Here is a 20656-nt window from a genome sequence, read left to right as displayed (position 1 = left end):
GCGTGGCACCCGGTGCCCGCCGCCGCGGCAGGCGGCCGCGCTCCGCGCCTCCCCCGCCGTGCGCCGGGCCGCTCAGCCCGCACCGCGGGCCTGGCCGACGGCCTCGCGAAGTCTGCGCACCGGCGACACGTGCGGCGCCGCGGCGGCCGCGGCGGGACCGCCGAGGCGCAGCCGGTACCGGGTGTCGTTGAAGGCGATCACCGCCTGGTCGTCGGAGCCGAACCAGCTCCGCTCCACGCGGACTTCACGGGCCGGGGCGCTGTCGATGACCCGCCCGCAACTGGTGAGCAGGGCGAACCTGCCGTCCGCGATCCGGACCTGGCCGGCCCGGGTCAGCGAACGCAGCCGCCGCATGATGCCCACCCCCGTGGCCGAGAACTCCGACTTGCCCATGACGTCTCACCCCTCCAACCCCTGGAGCCCCTCGACAGCGCCCCCCGGCGGCACGGACATCGGGTCCGCACCGGGCGGAACGCCATGTCCCGCCGAGTGCAGTCTGCCCAACCAGAGGGTGGCGTACCACCTCTCACGGGGGCAGCACGGGGGCGCGCTCCCCTGCCCGGCATGCGCCCCCGCCGCTGGGTGAAACACCCGCTCCAGGAGTCCCTTTGAGCGCCCCAAAGGGATGTTTATGCAGGTGAGAAGGGTGGGGCGCGTGTCTATGATCGAGGCGTCCCGCCCGATCGGACGGCCGGGCCCCGAGCGTGAGGAGTCCGCGGTGACCACCCCCCAGCACGACCCGGCCGCTGCCCAGTCCCTGCCCACCACCGACGTCGACCGCAGCGACCCCGGCTACCGGGAGTGGCTGAAGGAGGCGGTCCGCAAGGTCCAGGCCGACAACAACCGCTCGGCCGACACCCACCTGCTGCGCTTCCCGCTGCCCGAGGAGTGGGGCGTCGACCTGTACCTCAAGGACGAGTCGACCCACCCCACCGGCTCGCTCAAGCACCGACTGGCCCGCTCCCTCTTCCTCTACGGCCTGTGCAACGGCTGGATCCGCCCCTCACGGCCCGTCATCGAGGCGTCCAGCGGCTCCACCGCCGTCTCCGAGGCGTACTTCGCCCAGCTCGTCGGCGTGCCGTTCATCGCCGTCATGCCCCGCACCACCAGCCCGGAGAAGTGCCGGCTGATCGAATTCCACGGCGGCCGCTGCCACTTCGTCGACGACCCGCGAACCATGTACGAGGAGTCGGCGCGCCTCGCGGCCGAGACCGGCGGCCACTACATGGACCAGTTCACCTACGCCGAGCGGGCCACCGACTGGCGCGGCAACAACAACATCGCCGAGAGCGTCTACCAGCAGCTGCGCCTGGAGCGGCACCCCGAACCCGCCTGGGTGGTGGCCACCGCGGGGACCGGCGGCACCTCCGCGACCATCGCCCGGTACGTCCACTACATGCAGTACGACACGCGGATCTGCGTCGCCGACCCGGAGAACTCCTGCTTCTTCGACGGCTGGCGGCTCGCCGACCCCTCGGTGCGCTGCGACCGCGGCTCACGGATCGAGGGCATCGGCCGCCCCCGCATGGAGCCGAGCTTCCTGCCCGGCGCGATCGACCGGATGATGAAGGTCCCCGACGCCGCCAGTGTCGCCACCGTACGGATGCTGGAACGGGCCATCGGCCGCCGCGCCGGGGGCTCCACCGGGACCGGACTGTGGAGCGCGCTGCGCATCGTCGCCGAGATGCGCGCCGAGGGGCGCACGGGCAGCGTCGTCACGCTCCTCTGCGACCCCGGTGACCGCTACCTCGACAAGTACTACTCCGACACCTGGCTCGCCGCGCAGGGCCTGGACATCGCGCCGTACGCCCGCACCCTGGACGCCTTCCTCGCCACCGGGCGCTGGCCCGGCTGACGCCGGGGCCGCCGGGCGTCAGCCCTGGCGCCCGGCGACCACCAGCAGCCGCAGCCGTTCGGCCACCTCGGCGCGGGCCGGCTCCTCCAGCCCCTCGTCCGTCACCAGGGTGTCCACCTGGTCCAGCGTCGCGAAGGAACTCAGGCCCACGGTGCCCCACTTGGTGTGGTCGGCGACGACCACCACGCGGCGCGCCGACCGGACCAGGCAGCGGTTGGTCTCGGCCTCCGCCAGGTTCGGCGTGGACAGCCCGGCCTCCGGCGCTATGCCGTGCACGCCGATGAAGAGCACGTCGACGTGGAGCGAGCGGATCGCCTGGTCCGCGACCGGCCCCACCAGGGAGTCCGACGGCGTCCGCACGCCACCCGTCAGCACCACGGCCGCCTGCCGCTCCGCCCCCGGCTGCGCCGCGTGGAAGACGTCGGCGACGCGTACCGAGTTGGTCACCACGGTCAGGTCCGCCACCCCGACCAGCCGCTTGGCCAGCGCGTACGTGGTCGTACCGCCCGACAGGGCGATGGCGGTGCCCGGCGACACCAGCGCGGCCGCCTCGCGGGCGATGGACTCCTTGGCGTCCGGCTCCAGCCCCGACTTCGCCTCGAAACCCGGCTCGTGGGCACTGGCGTCCGCCGGCGGCACGGCCCCGCCGTGCACCTTCTCCAACACGCCCTGCCGGGCCAGCACGTCCAGGTCCCGACGGACCGTCATGTCGGAGACGCCCAGCCTGCGCGTCAGCTCGTTGACCCGGACGCCGCCGCGCCTGCGCACCTCGTCGGCGATCAGCGCCCGGCGCTGCTCCGCGAGGAGACTCTGCTGCTCGCCCACGTACGCTCCGTCCTCCCGGCCAGGCGCCCGCCGTCCCTTTCTGGCGCCGCCATGAGCCCGCCCATCTTCCCACGCGCCCCCCGGACACCCCCCTGGCCCCCGGCGCGCCCCCGCCATCGGCAGGACATGACAAGGAGATTCGGTGACGGCAGGTGTAAGGCGGCCCCGAGGGGGAGATCCTTCTTCCGCGCCGGTGCGACCACCTGCCGCACTCCCGGGGTCTGTGAAGACACCCCCTGGAGCCGACCGCCCTGACCTCGACCTGGGCCGTCCGCGCGGCGGCCGGCGCCCGGACTCACGGGGGCACAGTGCACGACGACCGCCAGGAACCGCAGCAGAGCGCGCCCGCGCCCGACGCGCCGCCCGAAGCGCCGTCCGGCGACCGGGCGGTCGAGGAGACGGCGCTGGAACTCCTCGTCCACGGCGTCGGCGGCAGCACCCCCGCCGAGATGCTCGCCGACCCTTGCACCGTCCGCGTCAGCGGCGACCAGACCGCCGCCGTCCACCGCCGCGCCCAGGACGCCGACGCCGAGCAGCGCCCCGAGGAGTACCGGGGCAAGCCCATCCCCGAGGCGTACGTCTGGTCCAACCTCACCAGCGGCAACGGCTCCCGCGCGCTCTGGCTGCTCCTGCTGCCCTTCATGGTGGTCAACCTCGCCCACTGGATGCGCCCCTCCACCACGGGCCGCCGCACCGCGGTCCGCCTCTACGGCCTGCTGGTCCGCCTCGTCGCCCTCAGCCTCACCGTGCTGCTCACCGCCGCCGCCTGCGAGGTCGCCCTCGATCTGGTCGCCTGGCAGTGCGCCGGTACCGAGAGCTGCGCCGGGGAGCGGGACTGGCTCGGCTTCCTCGCCGCCGACGCCCAGGGCCACGGCGGCTGGTGGTCCCAGCCCGGCCGCCGCCTCGCGCTGGCCGCCCTCGTCCCCGGCGCCCTCACCGCCCTGCTCTGGTACCTCTCCCACCGCACCTGGCGCAGTTACGAGTCGCAGCAGCCGCTCCCCGCCGTCGACCGGGCCGAACAGGAGGCCGAGGAGAGCGCCCCGCACGCCGCGCTCGGCCGCCCCGGCTTCTGGTACGGCCGCCGTCTCGGCGCCCGGCTGCGCGCCGCCCACACCTCCGCCGGACTGCTCACCATCGGCGCCGCCGTCGCCGGACCCGCCGCCGACCACGACCGGCTGCCCGGCGGCCCGCCGTCCCTCGGCCCCACGGGCTCCGCCCTCCAAGCGGCGCTGCTGGCCTCCGCCGTGGCCGTCGTCTGGGTGGTCTCCCGGCGCGGCCGCGCCGAGAGCCGCCTCGACGAGCACCTCGACCGCCTCGTGCGCGTCCTGCCGCTCACCGCCCTCGCCCTCAGCCTGCTCAGCCTCGCCTACGCCGCCTGGTCCCGGCCCGGCTGGCAGTCGGCGGGCAGGCTCCCGGGCGACGCGACGTTCGGCGGCCTCGTCCTCGCCCAGGGCGTCCTCGTCGTCGCCCTCGCCGCCACCGCCCGCCGCCTGCACGCCACCACCCCGGAGCGTCGCACCGTCCTCAAGGGACTCGGCGGCCCGGCCGTCGCCATGCTCGCCTGCGCCCTCGGCGGGGTGATGTCCGGCGGCGTCGCCCAGCGCGTCGCCGACTGGCTCGACAAGGGCTCCACCCCCGGCGCGCCCGGCGGCCCCCTGCCCGGACCGCCCGTCCTGCTCTCCTGGCAGGCCTCGGTCCTGCCACCGCTCCTCGTCATCCTCCTCGCCGTCCTCGTCTGGTACGCGGTCCGCACCCACCGCCTGGCCCGCCGCGAGGAGGCCCGGGTCGCCGCCGACTACCCGGGCGAGCCCCTGGACGCCACCCGTACCGCCCGGATCGCCTCGGTCCGGGCCCGCGCCGCCCTCACCGACCGGGCCCCCGTCGTCGTCGGCGTCGTCTCCTCTGTCACCCTGCTGCTCGGCGCCGGTGCCCTGGTGGGCGCCTGGGCCACCGGGCGCGTCCCCGGCGAGGCCGCCCGCGCCCTGCCCGGCGTGCTCAGCGGCGCCGCCGCCACCGCGCAGGCCCTCGGCTCCTGGCTGATCGGTTTCGGCTTCCTGCTCTTCGTCACCTGGGGCCGCCGCGCCTACCGCGATCCGGCCGCGCGCCGCACCATAGGCATCCTCTGGGACGTCGGCACCTTCTGGCCGCGCGCCGCCCACCCCTTCGCCCCGCCCTGCTACGCGGAGCGCTCCGTCCCCGACCTCACCTGGCGGATCGCCTCCTGGACCCGGGAGACCGGCGGCCGGGTCGTCCTCTCCGGCCACTCCCAGGGCAGCGTGCTGGCCGCGGCGGCCGCCTGGCAGCTGCGCCCCTCCGCGCGCCGCCGGGTCGCCCTGCTCACCTACGGCTCACCGCTGGAACGCCTCTACGGCCGCTGGTTCCCCGCCCACTTCGGCCCGGTCGCGCTGACCACCCTGCACGGCGAGGTCGACTGCTGGCGGAACCTCTGGCGGCGCACCGACCCCATCGGCGGTCCCGTCCGGGTGAGCGGCGAGGGGCGCCCGGAGATCGACCGGGAGCCGCTGGCCGACCCGCTCGCGCACGGCCGGACCGCCGCCCACCCCCTGCCCGCGCCCATCCTCGGCCACTCCGACTACCAGGCCGACCCGGCCTTCGAGAAGGAGCGGGCCCGGCTGCTCGACCGCCTGGAGGAGCCCGCCGCCGTCCTGCCCAAGCAGCTCCCGTCCGCCGACGGCCGGCCCGCTCAGGGCAGTTCGGGCAGGTCCTCCGGGTAGAGCAGGGTCAGCTCGTCGGTGCTCGGCGCGGTGAGCTGGGCGACCCGCCCGGCGTGCCGCTCGACCATCGCCTCGAAGCTCTGCCGCGCGGTCCGGCCGTTGCCGAAGGCCGCGCCCTTCGGCAGCGCCGTGAAGTACTTCAGCAGCGCCTCGCCGGTGCCGGGGCCGAGCCGGTACTCGTGCTCGTCGGCCTGCTGCTCCACGATGCGCAGCAGCTCCTCGGGGTCGTAGTCGGAGAAGGTGATGGTCCGGGAGAACCGCGAGGCGACACCCGGGTTGACCGAGAGGAACCGCTCCATCTCGGCGGTGTACCCGGCGACGATCACCACGACCGCCTCCCGGTGGTCCTCCATCAGCTTCACCAGGGTGTCGATCGCCTCCCGGCCGAAGTCGCGGCCGGAATCCTCCGGCGAGAGGGCGTACGCCTCGTCGATGAAGAGGACCCCGCCGCGCGCCCGGTCGAACGCCTCCTGGGTGCGGATGGCGGTCGAGCCGATGTGCTCGCCGACCAGATCGACCCGGGAGACCTCGACCAGGTGGCCGCGGTCCAGCACGCCGAGGGCGGCGAGGATCTCCCCGTAGAGCCGGGCCACGGTGGTCTTGCCGGTGCCCGGGGAGCCGGTGAAGACCAGGTGGCGGCGGACCGAGGCGGCCTTCAGCCCCGCCTCCTGACGCCGCCTGCCCACCTCGATCATGTCGGTGAGGGCCCGCACCTCCCGCTTCACGCTGGCGAGGCCCACCAGCGTGTCGAGGTCGGCGAGGACGGTGTCGGCCGGGCGGGCCTCGGCGGCGGGCTCCGGCACGGCGTCGGCGGCGGCCGGGGTCTGCGGGGTGGCACGGGGCGCGGGGACACCGCTGAGCAGGCCGACCGTCCGGGTCGCGGCCGGCGCCGGGGGAGTGGCGGCCGGCGCGGGGGGACCCAGGGGGGCGGACTCGTCGCTGGAGCACTCCTCCACCACGGCCCCCTCGCCGTCGGCGCCGCCCTGCGCGAACTCGAAGCCGCCCCGGGCGCACCGCTCGGTGCGGCACCGGCGCAGGGTGCTGCGGCAGCCGTCGATGATGTGGAAGCCGTATCCCTCACTGCCCGTCACGCGGCAGTTCCGGAAGGTGCCGCGGCCGCCCGCCGAGACGTAGAAGCCCGCCTCGGTGGGGGAGGTGACGGTGGTCCCCTCGATCAGCGGGTCGGCGCCCTTGGTGACGATCACGCCGGTCTGGGTGGCGTCGACGGCGCAGTTGGCGAGGGTGCCGCCGCTGCCGTGGTCGCGGAACCAGGCGCCGCGGCCCGCGCTGCTGATGCGGCAGTCGTCCAGCTCGGCGGTGGCGCCGCCGCTCACCGACACGGCGATGTTCCGCACCTGGGAGAGGTCGCTGTCGACCACGTCGGCGCGCGAGCCCCGGTCCAGGACGCAGAGCGCGTCCGGCACGTCGTGCACCCGGCAGGCGTCCAGCACGGCGGTGGCGCCGTCGCTGACCCAGACCGCCGGGTAGTCGCCGGTGCCGTCGTGGATCTCGCACCGGTGGGCGTCGACCCGCGTGCCCGGGTCCCACACCGATAGCCCGTTCCGTCCGAACCGGGCGATCTCCGAGCGGGTCAGCGTCAGCACCGAACGCGACCGCAGGTCCACCGCGTTCTCCGGCACGTCGTGGACCCGGCAGTCCGCCAGGGTCAGCACGGCGTCGGTGTCCAGGGTGACGCCGTTGCCCGTGACCCGGTGGACGGCGCAGTCGGTGAGGACGGCCGCCGCCCGCGAGGCGATCTGCACGCCGGAGCCGTTGATCTCGTAGATCTCGCAGCCCAGTGCCTCCAGGCTGGAGTGGTCGCCGGTGACCGAGAGGCCGGCGCCCGCCGCGTGGTGTACCCGGCAGCGGTCCAGTCGGGGCCGCCCGCCGCCGCGCACCGCCACGCCGGACTGGCCCGCGGCGATCACCTCGCACTCCTCGAACATCCCGCCCCCGCCGTCCACCACGGCGATCCCCACCCCGGCCGGGTTGTCGACGGTGCACGCGCGCACGGTGGGCCGCCCGCCCGTGCGCACCTCTATCCCGGCGGCGGACCGCGTCACGATCCGCAGTCCCGTCAGTTCCGGTGTGCCGTCCTCGACCAGGACGGCCGGCACCGCGGCGTCCTGCCCTTCTACGTGCAGCCCCTGGACCTGCGCGGAGGCCCGCACCGCCAGCGGGACGCCCTCCGGCGGCGCGATCCGCACCGAACCGGCCGACCCTTCCTGCCCGAGCAGCGTCACCGCCCGGTCCACCACGAGGTTCTCCCGGTACGTGCCCGGGGCGACGGTCAGGATGTCACCGTCGGCCGCGGCCTGGAGGGCGGCGGTGAGGGAGGCGTACTCGTCCGTGCGGCGCCGCCACCGCGAAGTACCGGTGTGCGTCACCTGGACCGTGCCCTGTGCCATGGTGTTGTTGTGCCCCCACCTCGTGTACGCGGGTCCTGCGGACTGTCGCCGGAGGAGCCCGGCCGGTCCACCGTAGCGCGCGCCGGATGGGGGAGTTGACCGGTCCGCGATGCCGGAGCGGGACGGTCAGCTTCCGGTGCCGGTTCTGCCCCAGTCGGGACCCACCCGCTCCCACTCGCGGTCCCAACACCCGTACCGGAAGCGGACGATGCGCCACCGCACGCCTCGGTGCACGCCCTCGATCAGTACCGCCCAGGCCGTGGCCGCGCCGATTCCGGCCAGCCAGGAGTGGGTCTGCGCCATCACCGGCGGCATCGGGGGGCGGGCGGGCGCGCCCCGCAGGTCCGTCCAGATCCGGAACCGGTCGCCGGGGCCGTCGGAGCCCGGCGGCGCGACGATCCCGCCGGTGCGGACCGTGCCGTCGGGCGCGGTCCAGCGGGCCAGGACCCGGGTGCGGGTGTGCGGGGCCTGCGCGGTCTCCGGGTCGGCGTCGTGGACCGGCTGCCCGAGCGGCCTGCGGACCGTCGCCACCGTCTGCCGGCGCTCGCTCCGCTCGGCGGCGGCCGTCTCCAGCAGGGAGCGTTCGGTGGCCGAACCGGCGCTCAGCGCCACCCAGGGGGCGCCGGCCACCAGGAGCGCGCCGCAGAGCAGGGCCGTCCACGCCTCGACGCGGTCGGTCCGCCGGTACAGCGGGTTGCGGCGCCAGCGCCACAGCCCCGTGATCGTCCGCATCGCGCCCCCTCTCGGTCACGTCCGGCCGTGCGGTCCCGCCACGCGGGAACGGCTGCCCGGGGAGAGCGGGATCACTCCACGGTCAGCTCAACGGCTCCCGGCGGAAGCGGTGTTCTCTCCCGCGGGCCGTCGCGCGAGGACGGTGAACGGGTCCCCCGCGCGTACCGTACCGGCCGATTCGGGGATCAGATTCTGCCCGAAGACGAGCTGGGAACCGAAACGGCGGTGGCGCGAGAGGGTACGCAGCGGCTCCTTGCCGCGCTCCGCGGTGCGCTGGTCGGTGGTGGTCACGACGCAGCGCCCGCACATCTTGGAGACCTTGAAGGTGACCTCGCCGACGGCGACGCGCGCCCAGGTGTCCTCGGCCCAGGCGGCGGTGCCGGAGACGACGAGGTTGGGGCGGAAGCGCTCCATGGGCAGCGGGCCCTCGGCGGCGTGGTCGCCCTCGGCGATCAGCGCGTTGAGCGCGGCGAGCGAGGCGGTGGTGGTCACCAGCAGGGGGTAACCGTCGGCGAAGCTGACGGTCTCGCCGGGAGCCCCGAACTTCTGGTCGACGAGGCGGTCCCGCGCGGGGGCCGCGAGGTGGACGAGCCGGACCTCCGCGCCGAGGAAGGAGCTGAGCCGCGCGCCCGCGGCGGCGTCACCGAGGACCGCGCGGACCTTGTCCTTCCAGATCTCCACCGTGGCGGTCGGCGCGCCGGGGCCGGGCTCCGCCACCTCCCACGGCTCCTGGCCGGGGGCGGCCAGCCGCAACCCACCGCCGGGCAGCGCCTCGGCGCTGACGAGCGCCAGGGAGGGGAACGCGCGCTGGGTGATGCACCGGTCCTCCGCGTCGACCAGCATCCAGCGCCGGTCGCCCGCCAGCCCCCAGGGCTCGACGGCCGCCTCGGCCGCGGCGAGGCCGCGCGCCCCCTTCACGGGGTAGACGTGGATCGAGGTCAGCTCGGCGTTCGGCATGGGGCCATCCTGCCACCCGCCCGCCGAGCCCGACTCCCCTCTCCCGTCGCTCCCCGCCTCCCGGCGAGCCGCCCGGTCAGTACCCCCGGTAGGGCCGGTTGTACGGATCCTCGTACGGCGGTTGCTGCTGCGGCGGCGCCTGGTGCGGCCGGGACGCGGCGGGCCGCATCGCCTCGTACCCGGAGGGCTGGGCCGCCGGCCGCATCGCCTCGTACCCCGCCGGCGCGGGGCGCGGCTGCTGGGGCTGGTGGGGCGGCTGCGGCTGGGCGTACGGCTGCGCGGGCTGGTAGCCGCGCGGGCCCGCCTGCTGCTGCGGGATGTAGGGCGCCGGGGCCTGCTGGAAGGCGGGCGCCGGAGCCTGCGCATGCTGCGGATACCCGTACGCCGGGGGCTGTGGCGAAGGGGCGGCCGGGAGCGCGGGCAGCGCCGAGGGCAGCGCGGGGAGCGCGGAGCCCGAGTCGTACATCGAGGGGACCCGGATGGGGGCGATCTGCGGCGTGCCCCGCTCCGCCACGAGCGAGTCGTAGATCGGGGTGTCCGGGAAGGATGGCGCGGAGTAGTAGCCGCTGCCGTAGCTGGCGCGGGGGGAGGTCATGGCCATAAGTTAAGCCCACGATGCGGTCATTGGGGAGACCGATAAGAGGGTTGTTTTCCGGGCCGGGGGCGACGCGGGGGCACCGATGCGGGTGAACATACCGAAATCGTGCCAACTCTCGGGTTTCGATGAGGTAAGAAAATCCGCCTTCGGGACGAGGCGGCGCGCCTTCGGCCAGTGGTCTTTCCCCGGAAGGACGCGTTCCGGCCGGCTCCGTGGCCACCACGCGCCGTCGGCCCCCGGCCGACGCCGGGACAACTCCCCGCCGCCGGGCCACCGGTGGAAGCCCGTACGCACATCCGAGGCCGGACGGAGCCAGGGGTGCGGCAGGACGGCGGCGATGTCCAAGGGGCCAACGACCTGTGTTCACCCAGGGCCCGGACGGCCTCGTCGTCCGCGAGGCCGCTACCTGGTGCCCGGCCGCGGAACCCGCCCCCAGCGCCCCCTCGACGAGGCATACGGCTGGGGCCTGCGCCGGATCCCCGTCCGCAAGCAGCCCCCGGGCCGGTCCGCCGCACCCGCTCCACGCACCCCGGGGCCGCCCCCGCGTCCGCGGCCCGCAGCAGGTCATCGACTATGGTGACCGGGTGAAGATCGCCCTCGTGGACTCCGGGATCGGCCTGCTGCCGGCCGCCGCCGCCGTGCGCCGGCTGCGCCCCGACGCCGATCTCGTCCTCTCCTCCGACCCCGACTCCATGCCCTGGGGCCCCCGCACGCCCGAGGACGTCAGCGCCCACGCCGTGGCCGCCGCCGAGGCCGCCGCAGCGCATCGCCCCGACGCCCTGGTCGTCGCCTGCAACACCGCGTCGGTGCACGCGCTGCCCGCGCTGCGCGCCCGTTTCGAACCGGCGCTCCCCGTCATCGGCACCGTCCCCGCGATCAAGCCCGCGGCGGCCGCCGGCGGCCACGTCGCCATCTGGGCCACCCCCGCCACCACCGGCAGCGCCTACCAGCGCCGCCTCATCGCCGACTTCGCCGGGACCACCCCGGTCACCGAGGTGCCCTGCCCGGGCCTCGCCGACGCCGTCCAGTGGGACGACCCGGCCGCCGTCACCGACGCCATCGCGGCGGCCGCCGCCCTGACCCCGTCCACGGTCACCTCCGTCGTCCTCGGCTGCACCCACTACGAGCTCGTCGGCGACGCCATCCGCACCGCCCTGGAGCACTCCGGCAGCGGCCCGCTCACCCTGCACGGCTCCGCCCCGGCGGTCGCAGCCCAGGCCCTGCGCCGCCTCGGCCTCGCCCCCGACCCCGCCGCCCCCGCCACCGGCACCCTCACCGTGCTGCTCAGCGGCCGCGCCGAACCCCTCCCGGCCGCCGCCCTCAGCTACGAGCAGGGCCGCCTGCTCGGCCCGGTCACCGCCGACCGCTGACGCGACGCCCGGCCCCCCGGCCGGATCCCTCGTACGCACCGCGCGACCTGCCCCGGAAGGCGGGCCTCCGTAAGGTCGGCCGTATGAGGGAACCCGAGCCCGCGTCCCGGCCCGCCGACCACTCACCGCACGGGCACGCTGCCGTCGAGACCTGGACGGGGCGCGCCTCCGGCCGCCTCCAGTGGTTCCTGGCCGTCGTGGGGGCCGCCTGTCTCGCCCTCGGCGTGGAACTGGCCGTGGACTCCTCCTGGGCCTCCGGGATCACCCCGCTCGTCATGGCCGTGGTCGGCTGCATCGCCGCCGGGCTGCTCATCCTCTACGGCACCCTCGCCTTCGTGCACGTCGCCGTCGAGGTCGACGACTCCGCCCTGGAGGTGCGCTGCGGCCACCTCGGCTTCCCCCGGCGCCGCATCCTGCTCGCCACCGTCACCGGCGTCGACTACGTCCCCAGCGTCTGCCCGCGCCACTGGGGCGGCTGGGGGTACCGCTGGCGCCCGGAGCGCGGCATGGCCGTCGTCGTGCGGCGCGGCGAGGGCGTCGTCGTGCGCCTGGCCGACGGGCACAGCCTCACCGTCACCGTGGACGACGCCCGGTCCGCCGTCCGGGCCATCCGCAGCCGCCTGCCGGAAGCCGGCTCGCAGCACTGAGGGCCCCGGCGCCCGGCCACGGGCGGCCCTCCGGACGCGCCGACGGTCCCCAGGTCACGCGCCGTAGACTCCGACGCGTGACCGCCACCCTCACCTCGGCCGGCGGGGCCCCCGGCCCCCCGCCGCCCGCCGCACCGCCCCGCCGCCTCGGCCGCCTCCTGCGCGCCCTGTACCTCGCCGCCGGAGCGGCCCTCGCGGGCGTACTCCTCTACGTCAGCTTCCCGCCCCGGGTGCTGTGGTGGCTGGCCCTGCCGGCCTTCGCCGTCCTCGGGCTCCTGCTGCGCGGGCGGGGCGTGAAGGCCGGGCTCGGGCTCGGAGCGCTCTTCGGCCTCGGCTTCCTGCTGCCGCTGCTGGTGTGGACCGGCGTCGAGGTCGGGCCCGGCCCGTGGCTGGCGCTGGCCGTCGCCGAGGCCTTCTTCGTCGCCGTGGTCGGCGGCCTCACCACCCTCGTCGCCCGGCTGCCCGGCTGGCCCCTGTGGGCCGCCGCGCTGTGGACCGCCGGGGAGGCCGCGCGGGCCCGCGTGCCGTTCGGCGGGTTCCCCTGGGGCAAGGTCGCCTTCGGCCAGGCCGACGGGGTCTTCCTGCCGCTCGCCGCCGTCGGCGGCACCCCGCTGCTCGGCTTCGCCGTCGCCCTGAGCGGCTTCGGCCTCGGCGAACTCGGCCGCCTGCTGTACCTGCGCCGCCGCACCGGCGCCCTGCGCCGCCCGGCCGCCGCCGTCGCCGTGGCCGCGCTCCTCGTCCCGCTCGCCGCGGCCCTCGCCGCGCGCCCCCTCGTCTCGGACCGCGCCGAGAACGGCACCGCCACCGTCGCCGTCGTCCAGGGCAACGTCCCGAGGATGGGCCTCGACTTCAACGCCCAGCGCCGCGCCGTCCTCGACCACCACGCCCGCGAGACCGCCCGCCTCGCCGAACGCGTCGCCCGGGGCGAGGTCGCCCAGCCCGATTTCGTGCTCTGGCCGGAGAACTCCTCCGACATCGACCCCTTCACCAACGACGACGCCCGCTCCGTCATCGAGACCGCCGCCACCACCGTCAAGGCCCCCATCTCCGTCGGCGGCGTGGTCGAGACCGAGGACGGCAAGCTCTACAACCAGCAGATCCTCTGGGACCCCGAGAAGGGCCCGGTCGACACCTACGACAAGCGGATCATCCAGCCCTTCGGCGAGTACATCCCGCTGCGCTCCCTGATCAGCGTCTTCAGCCAGGGCTACGTCGACATGGTCCGCACCGACTTCAGCCGCGGCACCGACCCCGGCGTCTTCGACCTCGCCGGGAGCCAGGTGGGCCTCGCCACCTGCTACGAGGCCGCCTTCGACGGAGCCGTACGGGAGACCGTCACCGCCGGGGCGCAGATGCTCTCCGTGCCCAGCAACAACGCCACCTTCGGCTTCAGCGAGATGACCTACCAGCAGCTCGCGATGTCCCGGGTCCGCGCCGTCGAGCACAGCCGCGCCGTCGCCGTCCCGGTCACCAGCGGGGTCAGCGCCGTCATCCGGCCCGACGGGGAGCTGGTGCAGCGCACCGGCATGTTCGAGCCCGCCTCCCTCGTCGCCGAGGTGCCGTTGCGCTCCTCGCAGACCTGGGCGACCCGGCTCGGAGCGCTCCCCGAGGCCGCGCTCGTCGCTCTCGCCGCCGCCGGTCTCGGCTGGGCCGCGACCGGGGCGGCACGCCGCCGCCGCGCGGCCGCCCCGGACGCCTGAGCGGGGCATACGTCCCCTGCCGCCAGGGCTCCGACGCGCCTGCGTCGGGTCCCTGGCCCGGGGTTAGGGTCGGACACATGGCTACTCCCGACTTCCTCCGCACCCTCCGCGCCTCCGCCGGACACCAGCTCCTGTGGCTGCCCGGGGTCAGCGCCGTCGTCTTCGACGACGAGGGCCGCGTCCTGCTCGGCCGCCGTGCGGACAACGGCCGCTGGTCGATCATCGGCGGCATCCCGGACCCGGGGGAGCAGCCCGCCCAGTGCGCGGTCCGCGAGGTGTACGAGGAGACCGCCGTGCTCTGCGTCCCCGAACGCGTCGTCCTGGTCCAGGCCCTGCAGCCGGTGACCTATCCCAACCAGGACGTCTGCCAGTACATGGACATCACCCTGAGCTGCCGCGCCGTCGGCGGGGAGGCCCGGGTCAACGACGACGAGTCCCTGGACGTCGCCTGGTTCGCGGTGGACGACCTGCCGGAGCTGGCTGATTTCTCGGCCTACCGGATCAAGCAGGCGCAAGCTCCGGCCGACGCCGCCACCTGGTTCGACCCCTCCTTCACCGACCCCCGCGAGCTGCTGCGGACCGACACCCCCGAGGCGCCCGGACCGCTCGGCGGCTGAGCGGCCCGGGTGTGACCCGGCGCACATGGTGCCGCCCCACCACCGGATCGCCAAGTGTGGGCGCCGGCCCTATGGGGAGCGCCCGGGCCGCTGCCTAGGGTCGGATCATGACAGCGCCCCGCACCCCTGAGCCCCGCCCCGCCGAGCCCTTCCTGACCGGGCGGACCGCCCTGGTCACGGGCGCTGCGGGCGGTATCGGCAGCGCCTGCGCCCTCGCCCTCGCCGGGGCCGGGGCGGCGGTCCGCGCCGTCGACCGCGACACCGCCGGGCTCGACGCCCTCACCGAGCAGGCGAAGGGGCTGCCCGGCACCGTCCTGGCCCGCCCGCTCGACCTGCGCGCCCTCGACACCGCCGAGGAGGCGGCCACCGGAACGGACATCCTCGTCAACAACGCGGGCATGCAACTGGTCCGCCCGCTCCACGAGTTCCCGCCCGACGCCTTCCACACCGTCCTGACCGTGATGCTGGAGGCGCCTTTCCGGCTCATCCGCGGCGCCCTGCCCCACATGTACGACCAGGGCTGGGGCCGCATCGTCAACCTCTCCTCCGTCCACGGCCTGCGCGCCTCGCCCTTCAAGTCCGCCTACGTCGCCGCCAAGCACGGGTTGGAGGGCCTGTCGAAGACGGCCGCCCTGGAAGGGGCACCGCACGGCGTCACCTCCAACTGCGTCAACCCCGGCTACGTCCGCACGCCCCTGGTCGAACAGCAGATCGCCGACCAGGCGGAGGCGCACGGCATCAGCCGCGACGAGGTGCTGGACGAGATCCTGCTGCGCGACAGCGCCGTCAAGCGCCTCGCCGAACCAAACGAGGTCGCCGCCGCCGTCCTCTACCTCTGCGGCCCGCACAGCGGCTTCGTCACCGGGTCCTCCCTGACCCTCGACGGAGGCTGGACCGCCCACTGACCGGCCCGCACGAGGGTCCGGCGCATCCCACTCGGCCACGGTGCCTCGGGAGAAACCATCAGCGGACGACACCGGAGACCGCGGCCCGCCTGCCCCAGGACCGGGCCGCCCTCTGGAGCGTGGGCGAGCTCCCCGCCCACGACCTCGTCGGCGCCGCCAGCTCCGCGCTCGTCGCCGGGCTCGACAGCCCCGGTCCGCGTGCCGTGGCCGCCCTCACCCGGGCCGAGGCCGCCCACGATGTAGGGGAACTGGCCCGCTGGATCCACCGGAGCCACAGCCGCGGGCCGGCCCTGACCGTACGGCTCGCCGAACTGGACCACGCGTACAACACCCTGGAGTACGGCGGCCGAACGGCGGCGCAGACCGACGCGGAGGTCACCGCCGAGGCCCGCCGCCTGGCGGCTGGCCTCCGACCTCAGCTCCGCGAAACCCCGTGGCCTCAGGGGCTCCAGGGGCTGGCGGGGCTCCGTCACGACGGGTATTCCTGATGGACATGACGCACGATGGGCCGCACCCCACCACCGGCACCGGCACCCTCCCCTCCACCGGCGCGGAGGCGCCGTTCCTCGACCTGCTCGCCCGGGGCGCCGCCGTCGAGGCGTACGAGGAACCCGTCCCCGCCGCCCGGGAGGCGGGCGCTCCCGAGGCGCACCTCGCCGCACTCGAACACGCCAAGCGCCTCGCGCTGCGGGTCCGCTCCGAACTGGCCGACCGCCGGCGCCGCGAGGCCGAGCTCTCCGCCCTCTTCGAGACCGCCCACGACCTGGCCGGACCACGCGACCTGGACTCCGTCCTCCAGGCCATCGTGCAGCGGGCCCGCTCCCTGCTCGGCACCGACGTCGCCTACCTCACCCTCAACGACCCCGCGCGCGGCGACACCTGCATGCGGGTCACCGAGGGCTCCGTCGCCGCCCGCTTCCAGCAGCTGCGCCTCGGCATGGGCGAGGGCCTCGGCGGCCTCGTCGCCCAGACCGCCCGCCCGTACGTCACCGAGGACTACTTCCACGACAGCCGCTTCCGGCACACCTCCGTCATCGACACCGGTGTCCAGGACGAAGGGCTCGTCGCGATCCTCGGCGTGCCGCTGATGCTCGGGCCGCACGTCATCGGGGTCCTCTTCGCCGCCGACCGGCGTGCCCGGGTCTTCGAACGGGCCCAGATCGCGCTGCTCGGCTCGTTCGCCGCGCTGGCCGCCGCCGCCATCGACTCCGCCAACCTCCTCGACGAGACCCGCGCCGCCCTCAGCGAACTCGAACGCGCCCACGAGATCATCCAGGACCGCAGCGCCGTCATCGAACGCGCCTCGGACGTCCACGACCGCCTCGCCGAACTGGTCCTGCGCGGCGGCGGCGTCCACGACGTGGCCGCCGCCGTCTCCGAAGTCCTCGACGGAAGCGTCGAGTTCACCGACACCGTGCCCGAGGCGGCCGCCTCCGCCCTGCGCTCCGGCGGCCACGCGGTCCGCCACGGCGACGACTGGATGGCCGCCGTCGCCGCCGGCGACCAGCAGCTCGGCGCCCTCGTCCTGCGCGGCCACCCCGCCCTCGACCCGGTCGACCAGCGCACCTTCGAACGCGCCGCCATGGTCACCTCCCTGCTGCTGCTCGCCCGCCGCTTCGCCGGCGACGCCGAGCAGCGCGTCCGCGTGGAACTCCTCGACGACCTCCTCGACGCCCGCCACCGCGACCCCGCCCTGCTGCGCGAACGCGCCGCACGGCTCGGCGCCCGCCTCGACGCCCCGCACGTCGTCCTCGCCGCCCAGCCCGACGCCGCCCAGGACGCCACCGCCGACGAGGAGGCCGCCGTCCGCCGCCGCCTGTGGGCCGCCGCCGCCCACCTCGCCGCCACCGGCCACGGCCTCGCCGCCACCCGCGACGGCGGCACCGTCCTGCTGCTGCCGCTCGCCGACGGAGACACCGCCACCGAACTGGCCCGCCGCACCGCCCTCCACCTCGGCGCCGCCGTCCACGAACCGGTCACCGTCGGCGCCTCCGCCCCGCTGCGCCCCCTGCCCGCCGCCGACGCCGCCCCGGCCGCCTACACCGAGGCGCGCCGCTGCCTGGACGCGTTGCGCCTGCTCGGCCGCTCCGGACAGGGCGCCGCCGCCGAGGACTTCGGCTTCCTCGGCCTCCTCCTCGCCGGGCCCCGCGACATCTCCGGCTTCGTCGAGCGCACCATCGGCCCGGTCCTCGACTACGACCGCAGGCGCGGCACCGAACTCGTCCGCACCCTCGACGCCTACTACGCCGCGGGCTCCAGCCCGGCCCGCACCAAGGACACCCTCCACGTCCACGTCAACACCGTCGCCCAGCGCCTGGACCGGGTCGCCCGGCTCCTCGGCGACGACTGGCAGAGCCCCGCCCGCACCCTGGAGATCCAGCTCGCCCTGCGCCTGCACCGGCTCGCCTCCGCACTCACCGGCTGACAGCGCCGCGCCCCGCCTCCCCGCGGCGAGCACGGGGGACGGGGCGCGGCGGCCGGACCGCCCGGGAACAGGCCCGCATCAGACGGGCGGGCCTACCGGCCCGGCCGAGGAACCCTCCCCGGCCCGCTCGGCGGCCGCCGCGTCGCCCTGGGACGGCACGCCCGCCTTCAGCGCGGCCCGCTCCGAGCCGGTCGGCACGTCGGCCAGGTCGCGGTGGCGGGTCTCCTGCGCCACGCCCACCGCGATCAGCGTGATCACCGCGGCCGCGATGACGTACAGCGAGATCGGCACCGAGCTGTCGTACTCGGCGAGCAGCGCCGTGGCGATCAGCGGCGCGGGCGCGCCGGCGGCCACCGAGGAGAACTGCGCGCCGATCGACGCCCCCGAGTACCGCATGCGGGTCGCGAACATCTCGGAGAAGAACGCCGCCTGCGGCGCGTACATCGCCCCGTGCAGCACCAGCCCGACCGTCACCGCCAGCAGCAGCGCCGGGAAGCTCCCGGTGTCGATGAGCTGGAAGAACGGGAACATCCACAGGCCGACCCCGGCCGCGCCGACCATGTACACCGGGCGCCGCCCGAGCCGGTCGGAGAGCGCGCCCCACATCGGGATGGTCACGAAGTGCACCGCGGAACCGATGAGGACGGCGTTGAGCGCGGTCTGCTGGGGCAGGTCCACCGCGGTCGTCGCGTAGACGAGGATGAACGCGGTCAGCACGTAGTAGCTGATGTTCTCCGCCATCCGCGCGCCCATCGCCACCAGCACGTCGCGCCAGTGGTGCCGCAGCACCGAGACGAGCGGCATCTTCTCGGTCGCGCCCTCCGCGCGCCGCGCCTCGGAGCGGGCCAGCGCCGCCTTGAACACCGGCGACTCGTCCACCGAGAGGCGGATCCACAGGCCGACCAGGACCAGCACGCCGGAGAGGAGGAACGGGATGCGCCAGCCCCAGGTGATGAAGGCCTGATCGGAGAGGACCGCGGTCAGCACCGCGAGCACCGCCGTCGCCAGCAACTGCCCGGCCGGCGCGCCCGTCTGCGGCCACGACGCCCAGAACCCGCGCCGCTTGGCGTCCCCGTGCTCGGAGACCAGCAGCACCGCCCCGCCCCACTCGCCGCCGAGCGCGAAGCCCTGGACGAGCCGCAGCACCGTCAACAGCAGCGGCGCGGCCGTACCGATGGTGGCGTGGGTGGGCAGCAGCCCGATCGCGAAGGTGGCGCCGCCCATCAGCAGCAAGCTGATGACCAGCAGCTTCTTCCGGCCCAGTCGGTCCCCGTAGTGGCCGAAGACCAGCGCGCCCAGCGGCCGCGCCGCGAAGCCGACGGCGTAGGTGAGGAAGGAGAGCAGCGTGCCGACGAGCGGGTCGGAGTCCGGGAAGAAGACCTTGTTGAAGACCAGTGCGGCGGCCGACCCGTACAGGAAGAAGTCGTACCACTCGATGGTGGTCCCGACCAGGCTCGCGCCGACGATGCGCTTGAGGCTGGACGGGGATGGGGGAGAGGCAGCGGGGGCGGACATGAGCACCACTTCCGGACAGTTGGCGGGGACGTTTCCGTGTCGCCACACCGTAGGAAGGCGCTGGTCACGGGCGTATGTGGTGGGACACCACAGTTGGGGGCGGCGGAGTGCGCGCGGGCGCCACCCCCGGGGTGGCGCGGCCGGGGCATCCGGCAACCCTTTTCGCCGGGGCGGTGTTTCCCGCGATGATGGAAAAGGTGGCTGAGCAGTTGACCGACCTGCCGGCGGCGGACCTGGACGACGGTTTCGCCGCACTCGTCCGCGTCCACGCCAGAGGTGTGCACGCGTTCCTGCTGCGGGTGTCCGGCTCCGCCGCGGAGGCGGACGACCTGGGGCAGGACACCTTCCTGCGCGCCTGCACCGCGCAGCGGACGTACTCGCCGGAGCGGCTGCGGGAGTTGCGCCCGTGCGCCTGGCTGATGACGGTCGCGGCCGACGTCTGGCGCAACCATGTCCGCCGCAGCGTGCGGCGTCCCGTCCCGGCGGTACGCGTGGAGGACACCGAGGACCTGGAGCCGTAAGCGATGCCGCGTCGGGCGATCAACGGCTTGATGCCGTGCTTCCACGGCAGGCGGCGGTACTTGTCGAAGTCGTGGCCTCGGTCGGCGTACAGGCGTCGGGGCTTGCGGGGGCATCCCGCCGGCCCCGGACCGGCGGGGCGGCGTCGAGCAGCGGCAGGAGCTGGGTGACGTCGTGTCGGTTCCCGCCGGTGAGCGTGACGACGCGCGGCGTTCCGTGGCGGTCGACGATCAGGTGGTGCTTGGAGCCGGGGCGGGCGCGGACGACTGGTGAGGGGCGACGTGATCCTCCCCCGGCGGGTTGGTGACGTGGCGGGCTGGTGGGTGGCCATCGATGCCGGTGTGAGGGCGGTGGCTGTAGGTGTGGAGGAAGTCTGCCAGGGCGACGCGCTCCACCTCGTCCTGGAGTACGTACAGGGAGCATCGGCAGATCGCCTGGCGGGTGGGGATCACTACGGCCTCCGCCCTGGCGATGACGGTGTCGCCGACGGCGGGCCTGGCGTAGTTGATCTTGTATTCGGCGGTGAGGGCGTCACCGCCGAGCGCCAGACCGCCCGCGAAGGTGAGGGCGTTGTCGGCGAGGTGGCTGAGGACCCCGCCGTGGAGGAAGCCGTGCTGGTGCCGGAGTTCGCGGCGGTCGCGGAGGCGGATCTCGCCGTGCCGGGGCCGACGGCGGTCAGCTCGGCCCCCAGGAGGCGGCTGAACGGCTGGGCCTCGAAGATGCCCTGCGCGAAGGTGGTCAGGTCGGTCGACGTGGCGGGGAGCTCCTGTCCTCGTGCCGGGGGCGCGGCGGTCTTCGACGCCCTACTCAAACACGGGACGCGAGATCTGGGCGAGGGGCCGGGGCGC

The 20656-nt window shown here is 75.3% G+C and carries 18 protein-coding genes and 1 pseudogene; 10 read left to right on the top strand and 9 right to left on the bottom strand.

Annotated elements, in window-relative coordinates:
• Positions 1–72: 72 nt before the first annotated feature.
• Positions 73–393, bottom strand: coding sequence for a hypothetical protein (locus ACFWMZ_RS01895; RefSeq protein ID WP_383170883.1), 321 nt, complete (start codon positions 391–393; stop codon positions 73–75).
• A 325-nt stretch (positions 394–718) separates the two neighbouring features.
• Between ACFWMZ_RS01895 and ACFWMZ_RS01890 the strand changes: the two genes are divergently transcribed.
• Positions 719–1855, top strand: a complete 1137-nt coding sequence (locus ACFWMZ_RS01890; RefSeq protein WP_383170886.1) for a PLP-dependent cysteine synthase family protein — start codon at positions 719–721, stop codon at positions 1853–1855.
• Between the two features lie 18 nt (positions 1856–1873).
• Here the strand turns inward: ACFWMZ_RS01890 and ACFWMZ_RS01885 are convergent, their stop codons facing one another.
• Positions 1874–2680 (bottom strand): DeoR/GlpR family DNA-binding transcription regulator, encoded by an 807-nt coding sequence (locus ACFWMZ_RS01885; protein ID WP_383170889.1) that lies wholly within the window; start codon positions 2678–2680, stop codon positions 1874–1876.
• Between the two features lie 308 nt (positions 2681–2988).
• Here ACFWMZ_RS01885 and ACFWMZ_RS01880 point away from each other — a divergent pair, with 308 nt between their 5' ends.
• Complete coding sequence (locus ACFWMZ_RS01880; protein ID WP_383199125.1) at positions 2989–5415, top strand: hypothetical protein; 2427 nt, start codon at positions 2989–2991, stop codon at positions 5413–5415.
• On the opposite strand, the gene ACFWMZ_RS01875 is transcribed toward ACFWMZ_RS01880, so the two are convergent.
• From ACFWMZ_RS01875 to ACFWMZ_RS01860, 4 genes are all read right to left on the bottom strand, one after another.
• Entirely contained in the window at positions 5385–7823 is a 2439-nt protein-coding gene (locus ACFWMZ_RS01875; protein ID WP_383199123.1) for a right-handed parallel beta-helix repeat-containing protein, read from the bottom strand. The genes ACFWMZ_RS01880 and ACFWMZ_RS01875 overlap by 31 nt on opposite strands.
• A gap of 126 nt (positions 7824–7949) precedes the next feature.
• Positions 7950–8555 carry a hypothetical protein gene (locus ACFWMZ_RS01870; RefSeq protein ID WP_383170897.1) on the bottom strand — a complete coding sequence of 202 codons (606 nt, stop codon included), beginning with the start codon at positions 8553–8555 and terminating at the stop codon, positions 7950–7952.
• Positions 8556–8642: 87 nt separating this feature from the next.
• Entirely contained in the window at positions 8643–9512 is an 870-nt protein-coding gene (locus ACFWMZ_RS01865) for an MOSC domain-containing protein (protein WP_383170900.1), read from the bottom strand.
• 76 nt (positions 9513–9588) lie between these two features.
• Positions 9589–10107: a DUF6643 family protein gene (locus ACFWMZ_RS01860; RefSeq protein ID WP_383170902.1), complete on the bottom strand. Its 519-nt coding sequence runs from the start codon at positions 10105–10107 to the stop codon at positions 9589–9591.
• Between the two features lie 587 nt (positions 10108–10694).
• Between ACFWMZ_RS01860 and ACFWMZ_RS01855 the strand changes: the two genes are divergently transcribed.
• The 7 genes from ACFWMZ_RS01855 to ACFWMZ_RS01825 all read left to right on the top strand — a co-directional run bounded on the left by ACFWMZ_RS01855 (position 10695) and on the right by ACFWMZ_RS01825 (position 17774).
• Positions 10695–11480 carry a glutamate racemase gene (locus tag ACFWMZ_RS01855; protein ID WP_383170905.1) on the top strand — a complete coding sequence of 262 codons (786 nt, stop codon included), beginning with the start codon at positions 10695–10697 and terminating at the stop codon, positions 11478–11480.
• Between the two features lie 83 nt (positions 11481–11563).
• Complete coding sequence (locus tag ACFWMZ_RS01850) at positions 11564–12127, top strand: hypothetical protein (RefSeq protein ID WP_383170908.1); 564 nt, start codon at positions 11564–11566, stop codon at positions 12125–12127.
• Between the two features lie 77 nt (positions 12128–12204).
• Positions 12205–13827 (top strand): apolipoprotein N-acyltransferase, encoded by a 1623-nt coding sequence (gene lnt / locus ACFWMZ_RS01845; protein WP_383199121.1) that lies wholly within the window; start codon positions 12205–12207, stop codon positions 13825–13827.
• Positions 13828–13904: 77 nt separating this feature from the next.
• Positions 13905–14444 (top strand): NUDIX domain-containing protein, encoded by a 540-nt coding sequence (locus ACFWMZ_RS01840; RefSeq protein WP_383170913.1) that lies wholly within the window; start codon positions 13905–13907, stop codon positions 14442–14444.
• A 107-nt stretch (positions 14445–14551) separates the two neighbouring features.
• Positions 14552–15349, top strand: coding sequence for a 3-hydroxybutyrate dehydrogenase (locus tag ACFWMZ_RS01835; RefSeq protein ID WP_383199119.1), 798 nt, complete (start codon positions 14552–14554; stop codon positions 15347–15349).
• A gap of 119 nt (positions 15350–15468) precedes the next feature.
• Positions 15469–15837, top strand: a complete 369-nt coding sequence (locus tag ACFWMZ_RS01830) for a hypothetical protein (RefSeq protein WP_383170918.1) — start codon at positions 15469–15471, stop codon at positions 15835–15837.
• Positions 15837–17774 carry a helix-turn-helix domain-containing protein gene (locus ACFWMZ_RS01825; protein ID WP_383170919.1) on the top strand — a complete coding sequence of 646 codons (1938 nt, stop codon included), beginning with the start codon at positions 15837–15839 and terminating at the stop codon, positions 17772–17774. The genes ACFWMZ_RS01830 and ACFWMZ_RS01825 overlap by 1 nt, the downstream gene beginning before the upstream one ends.
• 78 nt (positions 17775–17852) lie before the next feature.
• Here ACFWMZ_RS01825 and ACFWMZ_RS01820 read toward each other — a convergent pair whose 3' ends face one another.
• Entirely contained in the window at positions 17853–19289 is a 1437-nt protein-coding gene (locus ACFWMZ_RS01820; protein WP_383171133.1) for an MFS transporter, read from the bottom strand.
• 74 nt (positions 19290–19363) lie between these two features.
• Here ACFWMZ_RS01820 and ACFWMZ_RS01815 point away from each other — a divergent pair, with 74 nt between their 5' ends.
• On the top strand, positions 19364–19810 hold the full coding sequence (locus ACFWMZ_RS01815; RefSeq protein WP_383199117.1) for an RNA polymerase sigma factor: 447 nt from the start codon (positions 19364–19366) through the stop codon (positions 19808–19810).
• Here ACFWMZ_RS01815 and ACFWMZ_RS01810 read toward each other — a convergent pair.
• Together ACFWMZ_RS01810 and ACFWMZ_RS01805 are read right to left on the bottom strand one after the other, a co-directional pair.
• Positions 19801–20084 (bottom strand): annotated as a pseudogene (locus ACFWMZ_RS01810) (transposase); the annotation flags it as partial. The gene ACFWMZ_RS01815 and the pseudogene ACFWMZ_RS01810 sit on opposite strands and share 10 nt — an antisense overlap.
• Positions 20039–20458: a PaaI family thioesterase gene (locus tag ACFWMZ_RS01805; RefSeq protein ID WP_383199239.1), complete on the bottom strand. Its 420-nt coding sequence runs from the start codon at positions 20456–20458 to the stop codon at positions 20039–20041. The gene ACFWMZ_RS01805 and the pseudogene ACFWMZ_RS01810, both read right to left, overlap by 46 nt.
• Positions 20459–20656 lie beyond the last annotated feature (198 nt).

This window comes from Streptomyces sp. NPDC058373 (assembly GCF_042723275.1).
GTDB lineage: Bacteria > Actinomycetota > Actinomycetes > Streptomycetales > Streptomycetaceae > Streptomyces.
Note: the sequence above shows the minus strand (reverse complement) of the source record. Positions and strands in the feature narration are given on the sequence as shown.

What these genes read in the sequence shown, in the direction of transcription:
- ACFWMZ_RS01895 (WP_383170883.1), bottom strand. Translation starts at nt 393, where the DNA reads ATGGGCAAGTCGGAGTTCTCGGCCACGGGGGTGGGCATCATGCGGCGG.
- ACFWMZ_RS01875 (WP_383199123.1), bottom strand. Translation starts at nt 7,823, where the DNA reads ATGGCACAGGGCACGGTCCAGGTGACGCACACCGGTACTTCGCGGTGG.
- ACFWMZ_RS01870 (WP_383170897.1), bottom strand. Translation starts at nt 8,555, where the DNA reads ATGCGGACGATCACGGGGCTGTGGCGCTGGCGCCGCAACCCGCTGTAC.
- ACFWMZ_RS01865 (WP_383170900.1), bottom strand. Translation starts at nt 9,512, where the DNA reads ATGCCGAACGCCGAGCTGACCTCGATCCACGTCTACCCCGTGAAGGGG.
- ACFWMZ_RS01860 (WP_383170902.1), bottom strand. Translation starts at nt 10,107, where the DNA reads ATGACCTCCCCCCGCGCCAGCTACGGCAGCGGCTACTACTCCGCGCCA.
- ACFWMZ_RS01850 (WP_383170908.1), top strand. Translation starts at nt 11,564, where the DNA reads ATGAGGGAACCCGAGCCCGCGTCCCGGCCCGCCGACCACTCACCGCAC.
- ACFWMZ_RS01840 (WP_383170913.1), top strand. Translation starts at nt 13,905, where the DNA reads ATGGCTACTCCCGACTTCCTCCGCACCCTCCGCGCCTCCGCCGGACAC.
- ACFWMZ_RS01835 (WP_383199119.1), top strand. Translation starts at nt 14,552, where the DNA reads ATGACAGCGCCCCGCACCCCTGAGCCCCGCCCCGCCGAGCCCTTCCTG.
- ACFWMZ_RS01825 (WP_383170919.1), top strand. Translation starts at nt 15,837, where the DNA reads ATGGACATGACGCACGATGGGCCGCACCCCACCACCGGCACCGGCACC.
- ACFWMZ_RS01820 (WP_383171133.1), bottom strand. Translation starts at nt 19,289, where the DNA reads ATGTCCGCCCCCGCTGCCTCTCCCCCATCCCCGTCCAGCCTCAAGCGC.
- ACFWMZ_RS01815 (WP_383199117.1), top strand. Translation starts at nt 19,364, where the DNA reads ATGTGGTGGGACACCACAGTTGGGGGCGGCGGAGTGCGCGCGGGCGCC.